At 63.1% G+C, this 18,581-nt stretch carries 16 protein-coding genes; 11 read left to right on the top strand and 5 right to left on the bottom strand.

The annotated features are described in order from the left end of the window. Positions 1–122: 122 nt before the first annotated feature. Positions 123–455: a DUF6665 family protein gene (locus BLS26_RS29635; protein ID WP_244541729.1), complete on the top strand. Its 333-nt coding sequence runs from the start codon at positions 123–125 to the stop codon at positions 453–455. A gap of 21 nt (positions 456–476) precedes the next feature. Here the strand turns inward: BLS26_RS29635 and BLS26_RS29630 are convergent, their stop codons facing one another. Then, complete coding sequence (locus BLS26_RS29630; RefSeq protein WP_092516036.1) at positions 477–1,727, bottom strand: multidrug effflux MFS transporter; 1,251 nt, start codon at positions 1,725–1,727, stop codon at positions 477–479. A gap of 335 nt (positions 1,728–2,062) precedes the next feature. On the opposite strand from BLS26_RS29630, the gene BLS26_RS29625 reads away from it, so the two are divergent. After that, positions 2,063–2,443 (top strand): VOC family protein, encoded by a 381-nt coding sequence (locus tag BLS26_RS29625; RefSeq protein WP_092516035.1) that lies wholly within the window; start codon positions 2,063–2,065, stop codon positions 2,441–2,443. A 222-nt stretch (positions 2,444–2,665) separates the two neighbouring features. Further along, positions 2,666–3,502 carry an alpha/beta hydrolase gene (locus tag BLS26_RS29620; protein WP_092516034.1) on the top strand — a complete coding sequence of 279 codons (837 nt, stop codon included), beginning with the start codon at positions 2,666–2,668 and terminating at the stop codon, positions 3,500–3,502. 98 nt (positions 3,503–3,600) lie between these two features. Here the strand turns inward: BLS26_RS29620 and BLS26_RS29615 are convergent, their stop codons facing one another. Then, positions 3,601–4,599 carry a nitronate monooxygenase family protein gene (locus BLS26_RS29615; RefSeq protein ID WP_092516033.1) on the bottom strand — a complete coding sequence of 333 codons (999 nt, stop codon included), beginning with the start codon at positions 4,597–4,599 and terminating at the stop codon, positions 3,601–3,603. A 301-nt stretch (positions 4,600–4,900) separates the two neighbouring features. On the opposite strand from BLS26_RS29615, the gene BLS26_RS29610 reads away from it, so the two are divergent. Together BLS26_RS29610 and BLS26_RS29605 are read left to right on the top strand one after the other, a co-directional pair. Beyond that, positions 4,901–6,175 carry an acyl-CoA dehydrogenase family protein gene (locus tag BLS26_RS29610; RefSeq protein WP_092516032.1) on the top strand — a complete coding sequence of 425 codons (1,275 nt, stop codon included), beginning with the start codon at positions 4,901–4,903 and terminating at the stop codon, positions 6,173–6,175. Positions 6,176–6,311: 136 nt separating this feature from the next. Continuing rightward, a complete protein-coding gene (locus tag BLS26_RS29605; protein WP_092516031.1) occupies positions 6,312–6,926 on the top strand; it encodes a flavin reductase family protein in 615 nt (204 codons plus the stop codon). Between the two features lie 85 nt (positions 6,927–7,011). On the opposite strand, the gene BLS26_RS29600 is transcribed toward BLS26_RS29605, so the two are convergent. Beyond that, a complete protein-coding gene (locus BLS26_RS29600) occupies positions 7,012–7,770 on the bottom strand; it encodes an alpha/beta fold hydrolase (RefSeq protein ID WP_092516030.1) in 759 nt (252 codons plus the stop codon). 394 nt (positions 7,771–8,164) lie between these two features. Continuing rightward, on the bottom strand, positions 8,165–9,061 hold the full coding sequence (gene yghU, locus BLS26_RS29595; protein WP_092516029.1) for a glutathione-dependent disulfide-bond oxidoreductase: 897 nt from the start codon (positions 9,059–9,061) through the stop codon (positions 8,165–8,167). Positions 9,062–9,269: 208 nt separating this feature from the next. On the opposite strand from yghU, the gene BLS26_RS29590 reads away from it, so the two are divergent. The 5 genes from BLS26_RS29590 (at position 9,270) to BLS26_RS29570 (ending at position 14,262) form a co-directional block, all read left to right on the top strand. After that, positions 9,270–10,517 carry a branched-chain amino acid ABC transporter substrate-binding protein gene (locus BLS26_RS29590; protein WP_157676616.1) on the top strand — a complete coding sequence of 416 codons (1,248 nt, stop codon included), beginning with the start codon at positions 9,270–9,272 and terminating at the stop codon, positions 10,515–10,517. Between the two features lie 67 nt (positions 10,518–10,584). Next, positions 10,585–11,532, top strand: coding sequence for a branched-chain amino acid ABC transporter permease (locus BLS26_RS29585; RefSeq protein ID WP_092516027.1), 948 nt, complete (start codon positions 10,585–10,587; stop codon positions 11,530–11,532). Beyond that, positions 11,529–12,806, top strand: coding sequence for a branched-chain amino acid ABC transporter permease (locus BLS26_RS29580; RefSeq protein WP_092516026.1), 1,278 nt, complete (start codon positions 11,529–11,531; stop codon positions 12,804–12,806). Before BLS26_RS29585 ends, BLS26_RS29580 begins: the two co-directional genes overlap by 4 nt. Beyond that, positions 12,803–13,567 carry an ABC transporter ATP-binding protein gene (locus BLS26_RS29575; protein ID WP_092516025.1) on the top strand — a complete coding sequence of 255 codons (765 nt, stop codon included), beginning with the start codon at positions 12,803–12,805 and terminating at the stop codon, positions 13,565–13,567. The genes BLS26_RS29580 and BLS26_RS29575 overlap by 4 nt, the downstream gene beginning before the upstream one ends. Continuing rightward, positions 13,567–14,262: an ABC transporter ATP-binding protein gene (locus tag BLS26_RS29570; RefSeq protein ID WP_092518765.1), complete on the top strand. Its 696-nt coding sequence runs from the start codon at positions 13,567–13,569 to the stop codon at positions 14,260–14,262. The genes BLS26_RS29575 and BLS26_RS29570 overlap by 1 nt, the downstream gene beginning before the upstream one ends. A gap of 111 nt (positions 14,263–14,373) precedes the next feature. Here the strand turns inward: BLS26_RS29570 and BLS26_RS29565 are convergent, their stop codons facing one another. Further along, positions 14,374–16,032, bottom strand: coding sequence for an NAD(P)/FAD-dependent oxidoreductase (locus BLS26_RS29565; protein ID WP_092516024.1), 1,659 nt, complete (start codon positions 16,030–16,032; stop codon positions 14,374–14,376). Positions 16,033–16,296: 264 nt separating this feature from the next. On the opposite strand from BLS26_RS29565, the gene BLS26_RS29560 reads away from it, so the two are divergent. Beyond that, positions 16,297–18,501 carry an NF038122 family metalloprotease gene (locus BLS26_RS29560; RefSeq protein ID WP_092516023.1) on the top strand — a complete coding sequence of 735 codons (2,205 nt, stop codon included), beginning with the start codon at positions 16,297–16,299 and terminating at the stop codon, positions 18,499–18,501. Positions 18,502–18,581 lie beyond the last annotated feature (80 nt).

The following is an 18,581-nucleotide window of genomic DNA, read 5'->3' as shown; positions in this document are numbered from 1 at the left end:
CAATGTGGGTGGAGATAGTGAGGCCGCCCTGACCATGATGATGGTGGCGTGACTGCCTTGAACAGCACCCTGCCGACCCATAGAATAAGCTCAGACAGGATTCACGCAGGACGCACGCCGCTGTGACGCTGGATATTCTTCGTTCCGGATACGCCGTTCTCCAGGATGAATTGGCCCAGGAAAAGGCCTCGGCCCTTGGGCGGCTCGGGCGCAGGCTCGAGGACGCGCTGGCGGCGCTCGCCGCTTGTCCGCGTGAGGACTCCGATCGCGAAACCCGCCGCAAACTGGTTGAGCAGGCCGGTTATGCGCTCTGGCTGTTCGTCGTGCAGCGCGAGTCCTGCGGCTTCAACGACAGCGTGCGCATGATGCGGCAATACGGCGTGCCGAAAGAGGTTTTTGCCCGCATGGGGCCAATGGTCGCTCGGCAGCCTACCCAATCAGGACGTACCGAATAACCGGCCTGGTCCGCGCGCGGCCTAGCTTACGACAAACTTGTGCGGCCGAAACAGCCGGCCCTTTTCCACCACCAGCACGACGCCAAGCGCGGCCAGCGTGCAGAGGAAGAAGCCGGTCGTGAACGGCACCAGCGTGCCGTCATAATCCTGGCCGATGGTGGCGCCGATACCGATGCCGAGCAGCGTCGTGATCGAGCCATACAGCGACGACGCGGTGCCGGCAATATGGCCCTGCGGCTCCATGGCGAGCGCGGTGAAGTTCGCCATCATCAGGCCGAAGGCGAACATCATCATGGCAGCCAGCGGCATGAACAACCCGAGCGGCAGCATGTTCAGTCGGGTCGCCGCGAACATGATCCCGGCCACGGCGACGAAGATCACCAGCGCGGTATGCGACATCACGCGCATGCCGACCTTGCCGACGATTTTTGCGTTGAGAAAGCCCGCGATCGCGACGCCGACGGCGATCGCCGCGAAGGCCAGCGGAAAGTAATGCCCGAGGTGATAGATCTCGGTGAAAATCTGCTGCGACGAGAACACGAAGGCAAACAGCGAGCCCATCACGCCACCGGCCGCGAGCGCATAACCGAACGTCTGGCGGTTGGTCACGGTCTGGCGGAACGCGCCCAGCACGTCGCGAATGGCGATGGATTTGCGCTCGGAAACCGGCAGCGTCTCCGGCATCCGCAGCGCGCTCCAGACCAGCGCCGCCACGCCATACAGCATCAGCACGATGAAAATGCCGCGCCATTGCGCCAGCAGCATTACCGCCTGGCCGAACGACGGCGCGATCACGGGCACGGCGATGAACACCATCATCGCCAGTGACATCACGCTCGCCATTTTGCGGCCGGCATAGCAGTCGCGCACGATCGAGACGGCGATGACGCGGGTGGCCGAAGTGCCGAGCCCTTGCAGCGCGCGCGCCAGCAGCAAGGTTTCAAAGGACGGCGCCGCAATCGCGAGCAGGCTGGCGACGCAGTAGACCGCCATGCCGCCGAGCAGCACCGGGCGGCGGCCGAACCGGTCGGACAGCGGCCCCATCACGAACTGGCCGACGCCGAAGCCGAGCAGGAAGGTCGACAGCACCATTTGCGGGCGGTTGGCGACGGTGATGTGGAAGGCCGAGCCGATGTTCGGCAGCGCCGGCAGCATCATGTCCATCGCCAGCGGATTGAGCGCCATGATCGAGGCAATGACGACGACGAATTCGGGAAAGCCCATCGGGCGGTGGCCTGAGGATACCCAGGCGTCGGCATTGATATCGGACACTTAAATTCCTTTGCGGGTCAGCCTCCGTTGTACGATTTTTGCTGCATTGCACAAGCGACGTTCGCGAATGGCAGCCCCGCCGAATAATGCTTAATCAACAGTATGTTACCGCCATATTGCCTTTGCCCAAGGCGGTTTGCCCTGCCTGCAGGCAAAACCCGACGACGTGGGATGCGGAGGCCCTGCCAGGGGCCGCACGGGAGTAAAATCTGCTACGCCGCGCGCTTCCGAAAGCCGATCGGTGCTGTTAGCGTCGAATGGCGGCGCCGCTGAAGGGCCGTTTACCCGGCCAGATCAAACGTCCGGGACACCTTACTTGGGGAGGAGACTGAAGAATGTTCTCGCACATCATGATTGGCACCAACGACCTGGACCGGGCCAAGACGTTTTATGACGCGCTGCTCGGCACGCTCGATGTCCGGCCGGCCAAGGTCGACCGCCACCGTATTTTCTACTTCACCAAAACAGGCACGTTCTCGGTGTCGAAGCCGATCAACGGCGCGCCGGCGACCTTTGCCAATGGCGGCACCATCGGCTTCACCGCCAACTCGCCCGAGCAGGCCGACGCCTGGCACGCGGCCGGCGTCGCCCATGGCGCAACGCCTTGCGAAGATCCGCCGGGCATTCGCGAAGGCGCCGGCAACAAACTCTATATCGCCTATTTGCGCGATCCCGATGGCAACAAGATTTGTGCCGTTCATCGGATGACGAGTTGAATCTCGGAATCGTAGGGTGGGTTAGGCGAAGCCGTAACCCACCTCTTTCCCGCCCGTGCAAAATGTTGGTGGGTTACGCGCCGCTAACCCACCCTACGAAGCCAACGGTTCCCCCACTCCCGCAAGCTTTCGCAAATTTAATGCCCGGCGAAGCGCATCCGGAACTGCCGCCCGCAGTGTTCAACACTACATCTTGCAAAGAAGTGATTTGGGACGGAAACGATGAAGCGCGGTTTGACAGTTCTGGCGTGCCTGTGCGCCGTTGTCGGCGCGCAATACTTTGCCATCAGCAAATGGGGCATTCGGCACGAGTCGCTCGATCTGTTCGACGCTGCCCGAAAGCGACCGGTCTCGGTCGACGTTGCCGTGCGCAGGGATTACGAGTGGAAGGCCGATGCCGGCTACTGGAAGCTGCCGGTCGCCATCATCTCGAACGGCAACACCGTCAAGAACACGGAGTACTCGTTCCTGGCCAACGTGTTCGCGGCGCGTGGCTACATGGTCGTCAGCATCCAACAGGATAACCCGGGCGATCCGCCGCTCGTGACCAAGCCGGGGATGCCCTATGTCGGCCGGCTCAACGTCTACAAGAAGGGCGAAGCCAATATCCTGTTTGCCGTCGACCAGTTGAAGAAGCGCGATCCCAACGCGGATTTCGATCACCTGACGCTGGTCGGCCATTCCAATGGCGGCGACACCGCAATGTATTTCGCCAGGCAGCATCCGGACCTGACGAAAAAAGTCGTCACGCTGGACAATCTGCGCGTCCCCTTCGTGCTCAGCGACAAGATGAAAATCCTGTCGTTCCGTTCGGAGGATCCACACTTCCAGACCGACCCCGGCGTGCTGCCGACGCCCGCGCAGGCCAAGGCCGACAATATCGACATCGTACACACCAAATATCAGCACACCTGGATGAGCGACCGCGGCCCGGAAAAGGCCAAGGAAGCGATCCAGGCCGCGCTCGACGCGTTCCTGGGCGACAGCACGGTCAGCGATCTGCAGCCGGTCGATACCAGCAACCTCGTTGGTTTCAACAAGGGAATGCCGCTGCCGTAGCGGCAAAATCGTAGGGTGGGTTAGCGTAGCGTAACCCACCGCTTCTTTTTCCGACGGCTCAAATCAGGATGGTGGGTTACGGCTTCGCCTAACCCACCCTACGCAGCTTTCGACGCTGCGTCGCCGTCGAGGAAACCGGTCAGCCGGCTGCGGATCAACAACTCGGCTTCGGTCATGATGCGATCGATCAATTCCTTGACGGTCGGAATGTCGTTGATCAAGCCGGCGACCATGCCGCAGCTCCAGGCGCCGGCATCCATCTGGCCGTCGATCATGACCTTCGGATAGACGCCCGCGACCTGGTCGTGGATATCGTCGATCTTGAGCTTGGCGCCCTTCTCGCGCTCGATCTCGAGCAAATGGTCGACGGCGGGATTCTTCAACACCCGTTCGGTGTTGCGGATCGCGCGCATGATCAGCCGCGTATCGAGTTCGGAGGCCGCGACCAGCGCCTTCTTGACGTTGTCGTGGATCGGCGCCTCCTTGGTCGCCATGAAACGCGTGCCCATGTTCATGCCCTGCGCGCCCATCGCCAGCACTGCGACCAGGCTGCGCGCATCGGCCATGCCGCCCGAGGCCACGAACGGAATCTTCAACTCATCGGCGGCGCGGGGCAGCAGGATCATGTTCGGGATGTCGTCTTCGCCGGGGTGGCCGCCGCATTCGAAACCGTCGACGCTGACGGCGTCGCAGCCGATCTGTTCGGCCTTGAGCGAGTGACGAACCGAAGTGCATTTGTGAATCACCTTGATGCCGGCAGCCTTCAGCGACGGCATGTATTGCTCGGGGCTGCGGCCGGCGGTTTCGACCGCCTTGACGCCGCCCTCCTTGATCGCCGCGATATATTCCGGATAGGGCGGCGCGGTAAACGCCGGGAGAAAGGTCAGGTTCACGCCGAACGGCTTGTCGGTCATGTCGCGGCATTTGGCGATTTCCTTCGCCAGCAATTCGGGCGTGCGCTGCGTCAGGCCGGTGATGATGCCGAGGCCGCCGGCATTGGCGACCGCGGCGGCGAGCTCGGCGAAACCGACATAATGCATACCGCCCTGAATGATCGGATGCTTGATGTTGAACAATTCAGTGATGGCGGTCTTCATCAGAAATCTCTCCCGTTGCAGTTTATGCCTTCAGCATCGGCTCACAGCTGACCATTCATGCGCCAGCAGGTCGCCTTGGGCTAGGTCCGCGCGCGGCGCGGGCGATCTTTTTTGGATCGTTCCCGATGCGTTCGGCGGGTGGTATTCCACGCCTGTCGGGACCGACGGTCATATTCCCCCAGGAGAAAAATGCGCCGCGCCGCGCGCTTGTACAAGCCCCTCCCCGGCGTCTACATTGCCGGCCAACGAGCCAAGCGCGCGCCCGCAGACAAACGATCTGCGCAAATGGGAGGAATAATCCATGAAACACGCCTACATCCCGCGTACCACGACCTACAACCTCAATCCGGAAGAGGAACTGAACGACCTGCGGATGTCGGAGCAGGTTCGTCCGCTGTACGAGCACGTCAAGAAGTTCATCCGCGAAACCGTCGACCCGATGTCGGTCGAGTTCGCAAAGCTCGGCGAAAACAAGAAGGACCGCTGGAGCTTTACGCCGGAGCAGCTTGCGTGTCTGCAGAAGGCCAAGGACAAGGCCAAGGAAGTCGGCCTCTGGAACTTCTTCCTGCCCGACGATGAGACCGGCCAGGGCCTGAAAAACCTCGACTACGCCTATATCGCGGTCGAGCTTGCGAAGAATCCGATGGCCTCCGAGACCATGAATTGCTCGGCGCCCGATACCGGCAACATGGAAGTGCTGGAGCGCGTCGGAACGAAAGCGCAGAAGGACAAGTGGCTGAAGCCGCTGCTGGCCGGCGAAATCCGCTCCGCCTACGCGATGACCGAGCCGAACGTGGCCTCGTCGGACGCCAAGAACATCTCGACCACCGCGAAACTGGTCGGCGACGAGTGGGTGATCAACGGCGAGAAGTATTACATCTCCGGCGCCGGCGATCCGCGCTGCAAGATTATGATCGTGATGGTGAAGACCAATCCGGACGCTGCGCCGAGCAAGCAGCAGTCGCAGATCCTGGTGCCGATCGACACCCCCGGCGTCGAGATTTTGGGCCCGATGCACGTGTTCGGCCACGACCACGCGCCGCGCGGCCACATGCACCTGCGCTTCAACAATTGCCGGGTGCCGAAGGAAAACATCCTGCTCGGCGAAGGCCGCGGCTTTGAAATCTCGCAGGTGCGGCTCGGACCGGGCCGCATCCATCACTGCATGCGCACGATCGGCAAGGCAGAGAAGGCGCTCGACCTGATGGTGTCGCGCGGCCTCACCCGTGAAGCCTTCGGCAAGAAGATCGCCCATCTCGGCGGTAACATGCAGATCATCGCGCAGGCGCGCTGCGAAATCGAGGCGATGCGATTGATGGTGCTGAAAGCGGCCAAGGCGATGGACGTGCTCGGCAACAAGGAAGCGCGGATCTGGGTCAGCATGGTGAAAGCCATGGTGCCGGAGCGCACCTGCAAGATCATCGACCAGGCGATCCAGATGCACGGTGCCACCGGCATTTCGCATTGGAGCCCGCTCGGCGAGATGTACCAGGACGTCCGCCACCTGCGCTTCGCCGACGGTCCGGATGAAGTGCACTGGATGGTGGTCGGCCGCCATGAACTGAGCATGCCGTAGGGGTAAGGTCGTAGGGCGGGTTAGCCGAAGGCGTAACCCGCCGCTCTGCCTCGCGATCGGCGGATTACGCTTCGCTAATCCGCCCTACGCGCTGCCGTCAGTGGCGAGATGAAAATCCCGGCCAACAGGGAATCCCATGCAATACGCCCCGTCCGACCTAAAACCGCGCGAGCGCTACAAGGTGCTGGCGTCGTTCGTGCTGCCGCGGCCGATCGCATGGGTGACGACGGTGGGTCCATCAGGCGTGGTCAATGCCGCACCGTTCAGTTTCTTCAACGTGTTCTGCGAGGATCCGCCGCTCTGCATGTTCGCCTCAAACCGCCGCCCCGACGGCCGCATCAAGGACACGCAGCTCAATATCGAACGCACAGGCGAATTCGTGGTCAACCTGACCGACGAGCCGCTGGCGGAAGCGATGCATGAATCAAGCGGCGACTTTCCGCCTGACATCGGCGAGCCGGATTACCTCAATCTGAAACTCGCGCCCTCGACCAGGATCGCGGTGCCGCGCCTCACCGACGCGCCGTTTGCGATGGAGTGCAAGACCTGGAAGACCATCGACGTCAATGGCGACCGCATGCTGATCATGGGCGAAGGCATCCAGTTCCACATCCGCGACGACCTGTGGGACCACGACGCGATGCGCGTGCACATGGAGCGCTATCACCCGATCGGCCGCATGTTCGCCGACCGCTATTGCCGCACCGACGACCGCGTGGTGTTTCCGCCGGCCGAGGGGGCGACGAAGTAGAGAATGTAGGGCGGGTTAGCGAAGCGTAACCCGCCACCTTATGTTCGGAAGGGCGGATTACGCTGCGCTAATCCGCCCTACGAAGTCAGACGGTCTCCGGCCGGTGTGCGCGCAGGAACGAGCGGATCTGGCGTACTGCCAGCGGGATCCGCTCCTTCGGTTCTTTCCACGGGAACATACTGACTTCGGCGTTCGGCGCCAGCATCGCGGTCCCCATCGCAACGTCATAGGGATGCGCCGGGACGTCGTCGGGCAGCACCAGCACCGGCGTTTGGCACTGGCGGACGAAATCCCGCGTCACGGTGAACACGAAGTCGGGATCGTTGCGGTACATTTTGGTCAGGAATTTCTCGGCCTGCTCCATCGTCAGATCAGGCCGTTGCGCAATCAACTGCGGCGCCCAGCCCTTGATGTTGTTCTGGTAGAACAGGTCGCGCATTTCGGGACGCGATCCTGACGGCTGCACCAACACGCCGGCCACGATCCGGTCCGGCGCGCGCTTCAAGAGATTCCAGATCAGCGGGCCGCCGATGCAAAAACCCAGCACCATGAACTTGTCGATGCCGAGATGATCCATCAGCGCAAGCTGGTCGTCGGTGTGGGCATCCCAGGGACGATCCACCTCAAGAGGCCCGGTCGATTTTCCGGGAGGCGCGTTGCGCAGGTCGAAGGCGACGCAGCGGTGCTCGGCCTTGAACTCTGCCATGGCGTTGAACGGCGGATAGGCGCCGATGATGCCTTCAATGGTCGAGTTCAATCCGCCGCCCGCGATCAAGAGCAGCGGGAAACCGGAGCCGGCTTCCAGATAATGAATGCGAACGGCGCCGTTTTCGAAAAAGCCCATGGCGGATTTCCTCGTTTTTGTTTTCGTTGCAATCTCTGTAACACGGTCGCAGTGGACACAGAAGACGGCGGCTATTCGATAGAGTCCCCGTGCGGCGCCCCCACCCCGGCCCTCCCCCGCAAGCGGGAGAGGGAGAAGAGCGCGTCCCGTATTGCGCAGCGAGTTCTACAAATTGCAGCAATGAATCCGAGTGCATCAGCAAACGCTGCTGCGCTCCCTCTCCCGCTTGCGGGGGAGGGTTGGGGTGGGGGTGCCTCAGCGCATTCGGACTCGCGGAGAGCCCCCTCACCCGAAGCCTTCGGCCGTAGCCGAGGCTTCGCCCTCGGCGTTCGATAAGAACGGCCGCCAAAGGCGGCCTGCGCTCTCCCCGCAAGCGGGGCGAGGTACGGAAGCATCACGCTTTAGCAGCGGCGGCGTCTAATTTGTCCTGCGTGTTAGTATCGAAATCGGACGCATCATGGCGTTCGTGCAACTGGCTGGCGGGATCACCGAACGGGCGGTTGACCATGCGGCCGCGCTGCACCGCCGGGCGCTTGGCAATCGTGTCGGTCCAGCGCTGCACGTTCTTGTAGTCATCGACGGAAAGAAATTCGCCGGCGCCGTACAGCAGACCCTTGGCAAGGCTGCCGTACCACGGCCAGGTCGCCATGTCGGCGATGGTGTAGTCCTTGCCTGCGAGATATTCGTGGTCGGCGAGATGACGGTCGAGCACGTCGAGCTGGCGCTTCACCTCCATGGCGTAGCGGTCGATGGCGTATTCGATCTTGGTCGGCGCGTAGGCGTAGAAATGACCGAAGCCGCCGCCGAGAAATGGCGCGCTGCCCATTTGCCAGAACAACCAGGACAGGCATTCGGCGCGGGCCTGGCCGCTGGTCGGCATAAACGCGCCAAACTTTTCGGCGAGATGCACCAGGATCGCGCCGGACTCGAACAACCGGATCGGGACAGGCCCGCTGCGGTCCATCAGCGCCGGGATTTTTGAATTCGGATTGATCGAGACAAAGCCGCTGCCGAACTGGTTGCCGTCGATCCGGATCAGCCAGGCATCGTATTCCGCGCCGCTGAAGCCCGCGGCCAGCAACTCCTCGAACATCACGGTGACCTTGACGCCGTTGGGAGTAGCCAGCGAATAAAGCTGGAACGGATGCTTGCCGACCGGCAGCTCCTTGTCATGCGTGGGCCCCGCGATCGGGCGGTTGATGCTGGCGAAGCGGCCGCCGCTCCCCTTGTTCCAGGTCCAGACTTTCGGCGGCACATAGGCGGTGGGGTCGATAACGGGGGCGTCGCTCATTTTTTTGGCTCCAGGCTCTTTCGGCCGTGTCTGGTATTAGACGATCCTGCCGCATGGCGGAATTATGTTGCGTGTGCGGGGCGCACAAGAGGGGGTCACCGGCGCCAGACAAATCGTTGTGGCGGCCAGCGCAGTCTCCATGTTACGGTTTCGTCCAAGCACCGCAACAAGAACAATAATGCGGGCAACATCAGGGGAGGAATGCACCATGCTGCGAGGCAAGTGGTTAGCCGTGTTCTCTGGAATCGTGATGGCGATCGCCGGCTGCGGCCATGCCAGCGCCCAGGCCACCATCAAGGTTGCCTACACCGACCCGCTCTCAGGCCCGTTCGCGCAAGTCGGCGACGCCAACCTGAAGCAGATGCAATACATCATCGACTACATCAATTCGAAGGGAGGCGCGCTCGGCAAGAAATTCGAGCTGGTCCCGTTCGACAACAAGTCGCAGCCTTCGGACGCGTTGATCGCGCTGAAGAGCGCCACCGACCAGAACATGCCCTTCATCATGCAGTGCAGCGGCTCCAACATCGCTGCCGCCCTGATCGACGCCACCAACAAGCATAACGAGCGCAACCCCGACAACCGCATCATCTACCTGAACTGCGGCGCGGTGGCCCCCGAGCTCACCAACGAGCAGTGCAGCTTCTGGCATTTCCGCTTCGACCTCCACGCCGGCATGAAGGCCGAAGTGATGGTCCGAGCGTTGCCCAAGGACACCACCAAGGTCTACCTGATCAACCAGGATTACCTGTTCGGACAATCGGTGCAGCGCGAGGTGAAGAACTATCTCACCAAGCTTCGGCCCGACGTGCAGGTGGTCGGAGACGAACTGATCCCGCTCGGCAAGATCAAGGACTTCTCGCCCTATATTACCAAGATCAAGGCCTCGGGCGCCCAGGCGCTGCTGACCGGCAACTGGGGCCCGGACATGAACCTCTTGATCAAGGCCGGCGTCGATGCCGGCGCTGACCTGCACTACTACACCTTCTATGCCCATCTCGCCGGCGGCCCGACCGCGATCGGCGCCGGCGGCGACAACCGCGTGCTGGCGGTGATGTCGTTCGGCGAAAACGTCGCGCCCGCCATCGGCAACAAGGAAGCCGAAGCCTTTGCCGAAGGTTTCCGCGAAAAGCACAAGTTCGACTTCTCGGCCGCCGGCTTCCGCACCATCTTCGAATATCTGCAGGCGGCGGTGAACAAGGCGGGCTCGGTCGATGCGACCAAGATCGCAACCGCAATGGAAGACCTCTCGCTCAAGGACTTCCTCGGCTTCGACACCAAGATGCGCAAGGATGATCACCAGATCATCAGCGAGTACTTCGTCGGCACCTTCAAGAAGGGCGTCAAATACGACGCCGAAGGCACCGGTCTCGGCTGGGAGAACACGGCGACCATCCTCTCCAAGGACATCGACCAGCCCAATACCTGCAAGATGAAGCGCCCGAGCGGAGCCTGACCGACATACCAGCCGCCCGCTTCCATGATGGAAGCGGGCGTCGCGCTTTGCGGATGGGCCCTGTGTAATGGAAGTCTTCGTCGTCTCGCTTTTGAATGGCCTCGTTTACGGCATGCTGTTGTTCATGCTGGCGAGCGGGCTGACGCTCATCCTCAGCATGATGGGCGTGCTCAACTTCGCGCATGCCAGCGCCTACATGCTGGGCGCGTATTTCGCCTACACCATCAGCGTCTATATCGGCTTCTGGCCCGCGCTGGTGATCGCGCCCCTGCTGTGCGGCCTGGTCGGCGCCGGCATCGAAATGTTCGGGCTGCGACGCGTCCACCGCAACGGCCACATCGCCGAATTGCTGTTCACCTTCGGCCTTGCGCTGCTGATCGAAAAGGGCGTGCAGATGACCTGGGGCCTGCTGCCGGTGCCCTACCGGGTGCCGGAGCTCCTGGATTTCCCGCTGTTCAGGGTTTACGGCACCCAGTTCCCGGCCTACCGCGCCTTCATGCTGGTGATCTCCGGCCTGATGTTCGGCGCGATCTGGCTCGGGCTCACGCGTACGCGCATCGGCCTCGTGATCCAGGCCGCCCTCACCCATCCCGACATGGCCTCGGCACTCGGCCATAACGTGCCACGCATCTTCACCCTCGTGTTCGCCGCCGGTACGGCCCTGGCGGGCCTCGCCGGCGTGATTGGCGGCAACTACCAGGTCACCGAGCCGGCGATGGCCTTCACCATGGGGCCGATCGTGTTCGTCGTGGTGGTGTTCGGCGGGCTCGGTTCGCTGGCCGGCTGCTTCATCGCTTCGATATTGATGGGGCTGATCCAAACCTTTGCCGTCGTGTTCGACGTCTCGCTGGCGGACCTGCTGGCCAAGTTTGGATACACGGTGACGTCGAGCACGCCGTTCGCCGAGGTTCTCAACGTGACCCTGCCGCGGGTCGGCGCGCTGTTGCCGTTCCTGATGCTGGTGCTGATCCTGGTGTTCCGGCCGCGCGGACTGATGGGGACGCGCGATACATGACCCTGCTGCGCCGCCATTGGCCCTGGATTCTCGCTTTCGTCATCCTGCTCGCGATCCCGTTCCTGTTCTACGACTGGGGCAAGGGCCGCCATTCCGGTTTCGTGCTGACCTTGATGAGCGAGATCGGCGTGATGGCGATCTTCGCGCTGTCCTACAACATGCTGATGGGCCAGGCCGGCCTGCTGTCGTTCGGGCACGCCGTGCTGCTCGGCATGGGCGCCTACTGCGCCGCGCATGTCGTGCTTCTCGTCAAGGCCGGCACGATCTGGCTGCCGACCGAACTGGTGCCGCTGGCCGGCGGGCTCGGCGGACTGTTCTTCGGTTACGTGTTCGGCTGGCTGGTCACCAAGCAGCGCGCCACGGCGTTCGCCATGATCACGATGGGGCTCGGCGAACTGGTCTCGGCCGCGGCCCTGATGTTCATGGGTTTCTTCGGCGGCGAAGGCGGCATCAGCGTCGATCGTGTGATGGATACCAGTCTGTTCGGCGTCAGCTACTCCTCGCCGTGGCAGGTCTACTGCCTGGTGCTGGTCTGGGCCTTCATCGCCGCCGTGCTGATGAAGCTGCAAACCCAGACCCCGCTCGGCAGCATCGCCAACGCCACCCGCGACAATTTCGAGCGCGCGCAGTTCGTCGGCTACGATCCGCGCATGGTGCGGCTCTATCAATTCGCACTGTCCGGCTTCTTCGCCGGCATCGGCGGCGGCCTCTATGTGCTGATCTACGAAATCGTCACCTTCGACACGGTGTCGGCGGCGAAATCCGCCAACGCGCTGCTCGCGGTCTATATCGGCGGCGCCGGCGGATTCTTCGGACCGATCCTCGGCACCATCGTGGTGGTGCTGCTGCAGAGCGGCGTCAGCCTGCTCAGCAATGCCTGGCTGCTCTATGTCGGCATTCTCTTCATCGTCATGGTGATGTACGCGCCGGGCGGGCTGATCGGGCTGCTGTTCATGCATATGCCGATCTGGCGCGCCGGACGGATGCGCGAACTGGCGCTACCCTATGCACGGGCTTTTCCGCCGGCACTGATCGTCCTGCTCGGCTTCGTGCTACTGGTGGAACTCGCCTCCTTCACCACGATCGGCGCCGCGCAGGGCAAGACATTCTCGATCGGCGGCCACCTCATCGACACCACGGCGCCGTTGCCCTGGGTGATCGCGCTGGCGGCGCTGGTGCTCGGCACGCTGTGGCTGCGCCGCGAGGCCCGCGGCTTTCGCGAGCGCTGGGACGCCGTGACCGAAAGTATTAAATTGAAGGGGGCGATGTCGTGAGCACGGACGCCCTCCCGCCCGCCATCGAACTGCGCGACGTCTGCAAGCGTTTCGGCCGCACCGAGATCATCCGCGGCGTCAACCTCTCGATCCCGCGCGGCGAACGTCACGCCATCATCGGCCCCAACGGCGCCGGCAAAACCACGTTGTTCAACCTGATCTCGGGGCGCTTTCCGATCAGCTCCGGCTCGATCACCGTCGACGGCCAATCGACCGCCAATCTGGCGCCGCAAGAGATCAACCGGCTCGGCCTGTCGCGCAGTTTCCAGATCACCTCGATCTTCCCGCGCATGACCGTGTTCGAGAACATCCGCTGCGGCCTGTTGTGGTCGCAGGGTTATCGCTACTCGTTCTGGCACCTGCTGGGACGACAGAAGGCGCTGAACGAGGCCGCCGACCAATTGCTGGAACGACTGAAACTGTCCGACCGTCGCAACCTTCAGGCCGGGCTCTTGTCCTACGCCGAGCAGCGCGCGCTGGAGATCGGCATCACCATCGCGGGCGGCGCCGAGATCATTCTGCTGGACGAGCCGACCGCCGGCATGAGCCACAGCGAGACCGACAGCGCGGTGGCGCTGATCCGCAGCGTGTCCGAAGGCAAGACGCTGATCATGGTCGAGCACGACATGAGCGTAGTGTTCGGCCTCGCCGACCGCATCACCGTGCTGGTCTATGGCGAGGTGATCGCGTCCGACGCACCGACCGCCATCCGCGGCAACGCCGCCGTGCAGGAAGCCTATCTCGGGACGGTGGCGGCATGATGCTCGAGGTCCGCGATCTCCATGCCTATTACGGCAAGAGCCACATCCTGCAAGGCGTCGACCTCTCGGTCGATCAGGGCGAGATCGTCAGCCTGCTCGGCCGCAACGGCGTCGGCCGCTCGACCGCCTGCAAGACCATCATGGGGCTGCTGCCACCGGTCGGCAACGTCGCCTTCAAGGGCCGCTCGATCGCGGGGCTGCGGCCCGACCAGATCGCCCATCTCGGCATCGGCTACGTACCCGAAGACCGCCAGGTGTTTCCGGGTCTCACCGTGAAACAGAACCTCGAGCTCGGGATGAAGCGCGCCGGCGTCGAAGGGCGCTGGAAATTCGCCGACGTGTTCGCGCTGTTTCCCAATCTCGCCGCGCGCCAGGACAATCCCGCCGGCGTGCTGTCGGGCGGCGAGCAACAGATGCTGACGATGTGCCGCACCCTGATGGGCGACCCTGATCTGGTCATCATCGACGAGCCGACCGAGGGCCTCGCGCCCAAACTGGTCGAACAGGTCGGCACGCTGCTCGACGAAATCGCCAAGCGCGGCACCGCGATCCTGCTGGTGGAACAGAAGCTCACCATCGCGCTGCGAATTTCCCGCCGCCTCTACGTCATGGGCCACGGCCGTATCGTGTTCGAGGGAACGCCGGCAGAGCTTGCCGCCAATGCCGGCGTGCGCAAGGAGTGGCTGGAGGTTTAGGCCCCGTCGTAGGGTGGGCAAAGGCGCGTTTGCGCCGTGCCCATCATCCATCGGCAGCTTCATTTGGGAATGGTGGGCACGCTTCGCTTTGCCCACCCTACGGGACCGAGCTTACGACGCCGCCGCCTTGCGCGGCTGCTCCACCCCCGCCATCACAAATCCCTCATACCCCTTCGCCGCGACGTCGTTGCAGATCTGCCGGTACGGGCCGACGCCGCCGATATAGGGCATGAAGATCCGCGGCTTGCCGGGCACGTTGGCCCCCATGTACCAGGAATTGGCCTGCGGATAGAGCGTGGCGTAGGCGACCTCGTTGACATGGGCGACCCATTTGTCTTCCGCCTCCACGGCGGCTTCCATGGTGTCGAGCCCGTTGTCGCGCATGTAGCTGACGCAATCGGCGATCCAGTCGACGTGCTGTTCGATCGAGACGATCATGTTCGACAGCACCGACGGGCTGCCGGGCCCGGTGATGACGAAGAGGTTGGGAAAGCCCGCGCTCATCAGGCCCAGATACGTGCGCGGACCCGCGACCCATTTGTCGTTCAGCGTCTGCCCGTCGCGGCCGTGAATATCGATCTTGGCGACCGAACCCGTCATGGCGTCGAAGCCGGTGGCGAGCACCAGCGCGTCGACTTCGTAGTCCTTCGCCCCGGTGCGCACCGCGTTGTCGGTGATCTCCTCGATCGGGGTCGACTTGATGTCGACCAGCGTCACGTTCGGACGGTTGAAGGTTTTGAAATAATCCGTATCGATGCAGATGCGCTTGGAGCCGATCGGATGGTTATTCGGCTGCAGCAGCTTTGCGGTCTGGGGATCCCTAACGATCTCGGCGATCTTCTCGCGGACGAAATTGGCGGCGGTGTCGTTGGCCGCCTGCTCCAGCGCCAGGTTGTTGTAAACAGACATGAAGGTGAGCCCGCCGCTGGCCCAGCGCGCCTCGTATTTCGAGCGGCGCTCGTTGTCGCCGTCGTCGAGCGCGCCACGGTCGGGCATCTCGGTATAGATGCCGTTGCGCGCGACTTCGCGGGCGAACTGCCGGATTTCGGGATAGCGCGACCGGAACGATTGCCGCTCCTCTTCGGTGAGCGCCGCGTTGCGGGCGGGAATCGAGAAATTCGCGGTTCGCTGAAACACGGTGAGCTGGCTGGCCTGCTCGGCAATGATGGGCACCGACTGGATCGCCGACGAACCGGTTCCGATCACACCGACGCGCAGGCCGGTGAAATCGACCTCCTCATGCGGCCAGTGGCCGGTGTGATAAACCTTGCCCTCAAAGCGATCGATCCCCTTGATGTCGGGCATCCTCGCGTTCGACAGGCAGCCGGTCGCGAGCACGAAGAACCTTGCCATCGCGGTGTTGCCGTCTGAGGTCGCAACCGACCAGAGATTGGTCGCCTCGTCGAACACGGCGCGCTCGACTGTTGTGTTGAACTGGATGTCCGGCCGCAGATTGAAACGGTCGGCGACATGGTTGGCGTATTTCAGGATCTCCGGCTGCGGCGCGTAGCGTTCGCTCCAGTCCCATTCCTGCTGCAGTTCTTCCGAGAACGAATAGGAATATTGCATGCTCTCGACGTCGCAGCGCGCGCCGGGATAGCGGTTCCAGTACCAGGTGCCGCCGACGCCACTGCCCTGCTCGTAGACCCGCGCCGTCATTCCCTGCCCACGCAGTCGGTGCAGCATGTACATGCCGGCAAAGCCTGCACCGACCACGACGACGTCGTAGCTCTCGGCAGGTTTGGCGGCGGCGGATGGCATGGCGGACATGGATGCGAACTCCCTGGATTTTTTTCGATTTGGTGGCCAGCATTCTCCGGGCCTCACGAAAGCGCAAGGGCCAAGGATGCAGGGCCGGCCCCGCAATATTGCAAAATGGCGAATTCCGACAATCGGTTACCGCAGGGAGCGCCATCCAGTCCAAGATTTCCGCGGGCCAGCGCCGGTGGGTCCAAGACCCCTTGAATCCGATAGGTATTCTTTGCTGCAATCGGCGGGGGCCCGGTCGTCGGGGCCCGGCTTTGAAAGGCCGCGATGCAGATCAACGTCACATTCGGCGCAAGCGTGAGCAGCGCGCCGGCCCCGTTCAGGAATGACGTCAATTACGCCGTCAGTATCCTGGACGCCGCGTTCACCAACAACGTCACCGTCAACATCAAGGTCGGCTGGGGCGAAGTCGGCGGCAAGCCGCTCAACGCCGGCGACCTCGGCGAGAGCGAAACCGCGACGGCACCGGCCTATGATTTCACCACCATCAAGAATGGCCTGCTCGCCAACGCCAATTCGCCGGTCCAGACCGCGGCCGATGCCACGCTGCCGGCCACCGACGTCACCGGCGGCGACGTCTTCGACATCGGTACGGCGGAAGCGAAGGCGCTGGGGCTGATCGCCGCCAACGCGCCCGGCAATGATGGGTGGGTCGGCTTCGCCACCGATGCAAATTGGTCCTACACGCCCAACGTCAAGGGCGGCCCCAACCAGTACTACTTCATCGGGACTGTCGAGCATGAGATCACCGAAGTGCTCGGCCGGCACTCGATCCTCGGCGGCACCGGCGACCACTATTCCAACGCCTATGGCACCGAGGATCTGTTCCGCTACTCGGCGCCTGGCGTGCGTGAACTTGTGCCCGGCGGCCCGCACTCCACCGGCTATTTCTCGATCGACAATGGCGTCACCAATCTCGGCAACTGGAACAACGATCCCAACAGTGGCGATCTCGGCGACTGGTATTCCGGGTTTGGCCCCGCAGGTGGCGGCCCCGGGCCGGGTGGCAATGACTCGTTCAACGATTTCAGCAATTCCGGTGTCATCGACGCGCTGACCCAATCCGACCTCACGGTGATGAACGTGCTCGGCTGGAATCCGTCCGAGCCCGCCAACATCGTCATCAACGGCGAGACTTACTTCGTCGCCTCGGGCGACACGGTCGGCAATCTCGTGGTGGAAGCCGGCGGCAAGTTGGTGGTCGGCGCCAACGGCCTCAGCGAGGGCGCGTTGCTCGACGGCGGCAACGGGACAGTTTTCCTTGGCGGCGCCGCCAACGACACCACGATCGATGCCGGCAGCACGCTGACGGTCAATTCCGGCGGCACGCTGAACGGTGTTGTCATCAACGGCGGTACGCTGGATCTCGCGGACGGGGCGCTGACCGGCGCCGCTCCGATCGCTTTTCACGGCCCGGGCGGCGTGCTCGACATCGAGGCCGCGACCGCGCCCACCAACGTCATCAGCGGATTTGTCGCCGGTGACACCATCGATTTCATCGGCGCGCCCGTCGGCGCCCATCCGACCGTGCAATTGCTCGCCGGCAATGTGCTCAGCATTTTCGAACACAACAAGACCTACCTGTTCCAGTTCGACCCGTCAGACGATTTTTCCGGACAATCGTTTCATGTCACCGGCGACGGCAGCGGCGGCACCTTGATCTATCTCGATCCCGCGGTGCTGTCGGTGACGACATCAGGCAGTGGCATCACCGCCGGCGCCGGCGATCTCAACGCCGGCCATGTGGTGACGCTGACGCTCAACGCCAACGAGGCTGTTAACGTCGACACGTCAAACGGCACGCCGACGCTGACATTGAACGACGGCGGCATCGCCACCTATACCGGCGGCAGCGGCTCCAGCGCGCTCACCTTCGACTATGCGGTCGCGTCAGGCGAAAATACGCCGGACCTCACGGTGACCTCCGTCAACCTCAACGGCGCCACCGCGCAGGATGCCAACGGCCATGACGCGGTGCTGACTGGCGCGGTTGGCAATCCCGCGGAGGTATTGCAGATCGACACCACGCCGCCGCTTCAGATTGGCATCGACGTTGCGCCATCGAACGGCGTCGCGGCCGCAGGCAGTACGCTCTCCGTCACCCTGGACTTCAACGAACCCGTCGCGGTCACCGGCGGCGCACCGACGTTGACCCTGAACGACGGCGGCTCGGCGGTCTACGACGCCGCCGCCACGCTGGCCCTCGGCAATGCCGACAAATTGGTGTTCGACCAACTGGTGTCGGCCACCACGCACGGAACGCTGGCGCTTGCGGTGAACGGCCTGGACGCCCATGGCGCTGTCATCGCCGACCTTGCCGGTAACCCTGCGGATGTCTCCCATGTCGCGGCAAGCTTTCCGGGGACAGCCGTCAACGTCGGCCTTCCGTACCTGTCCGAAGCGCCCGATCACGCCGCCCCCAGCGCCCAGACGCAAGTACTGCTCGCACCGTCGGACTTTCATCTGCTGTGACAGCGTCGGCCGCTCCACCCTTCCGCGCGCTGATATTTTGCGAGATGGAATGCGTAGAAATACCTGCCGGGAAACCCGCT

Origin of the sequence: Afipia sp. GAS231 (assembly GCF_900103365.1) — a bacterium.
Taxonomy (GTDB): domain Bacteria; phylum Pseudomonadota; class Alphaproteobacteria; order Rhizobiales; family Xanthobacteraceae; genus Bradyrhizobium.
This window is presented reverse-complemented; position numbering and strand designations above follow the sequence as displayed.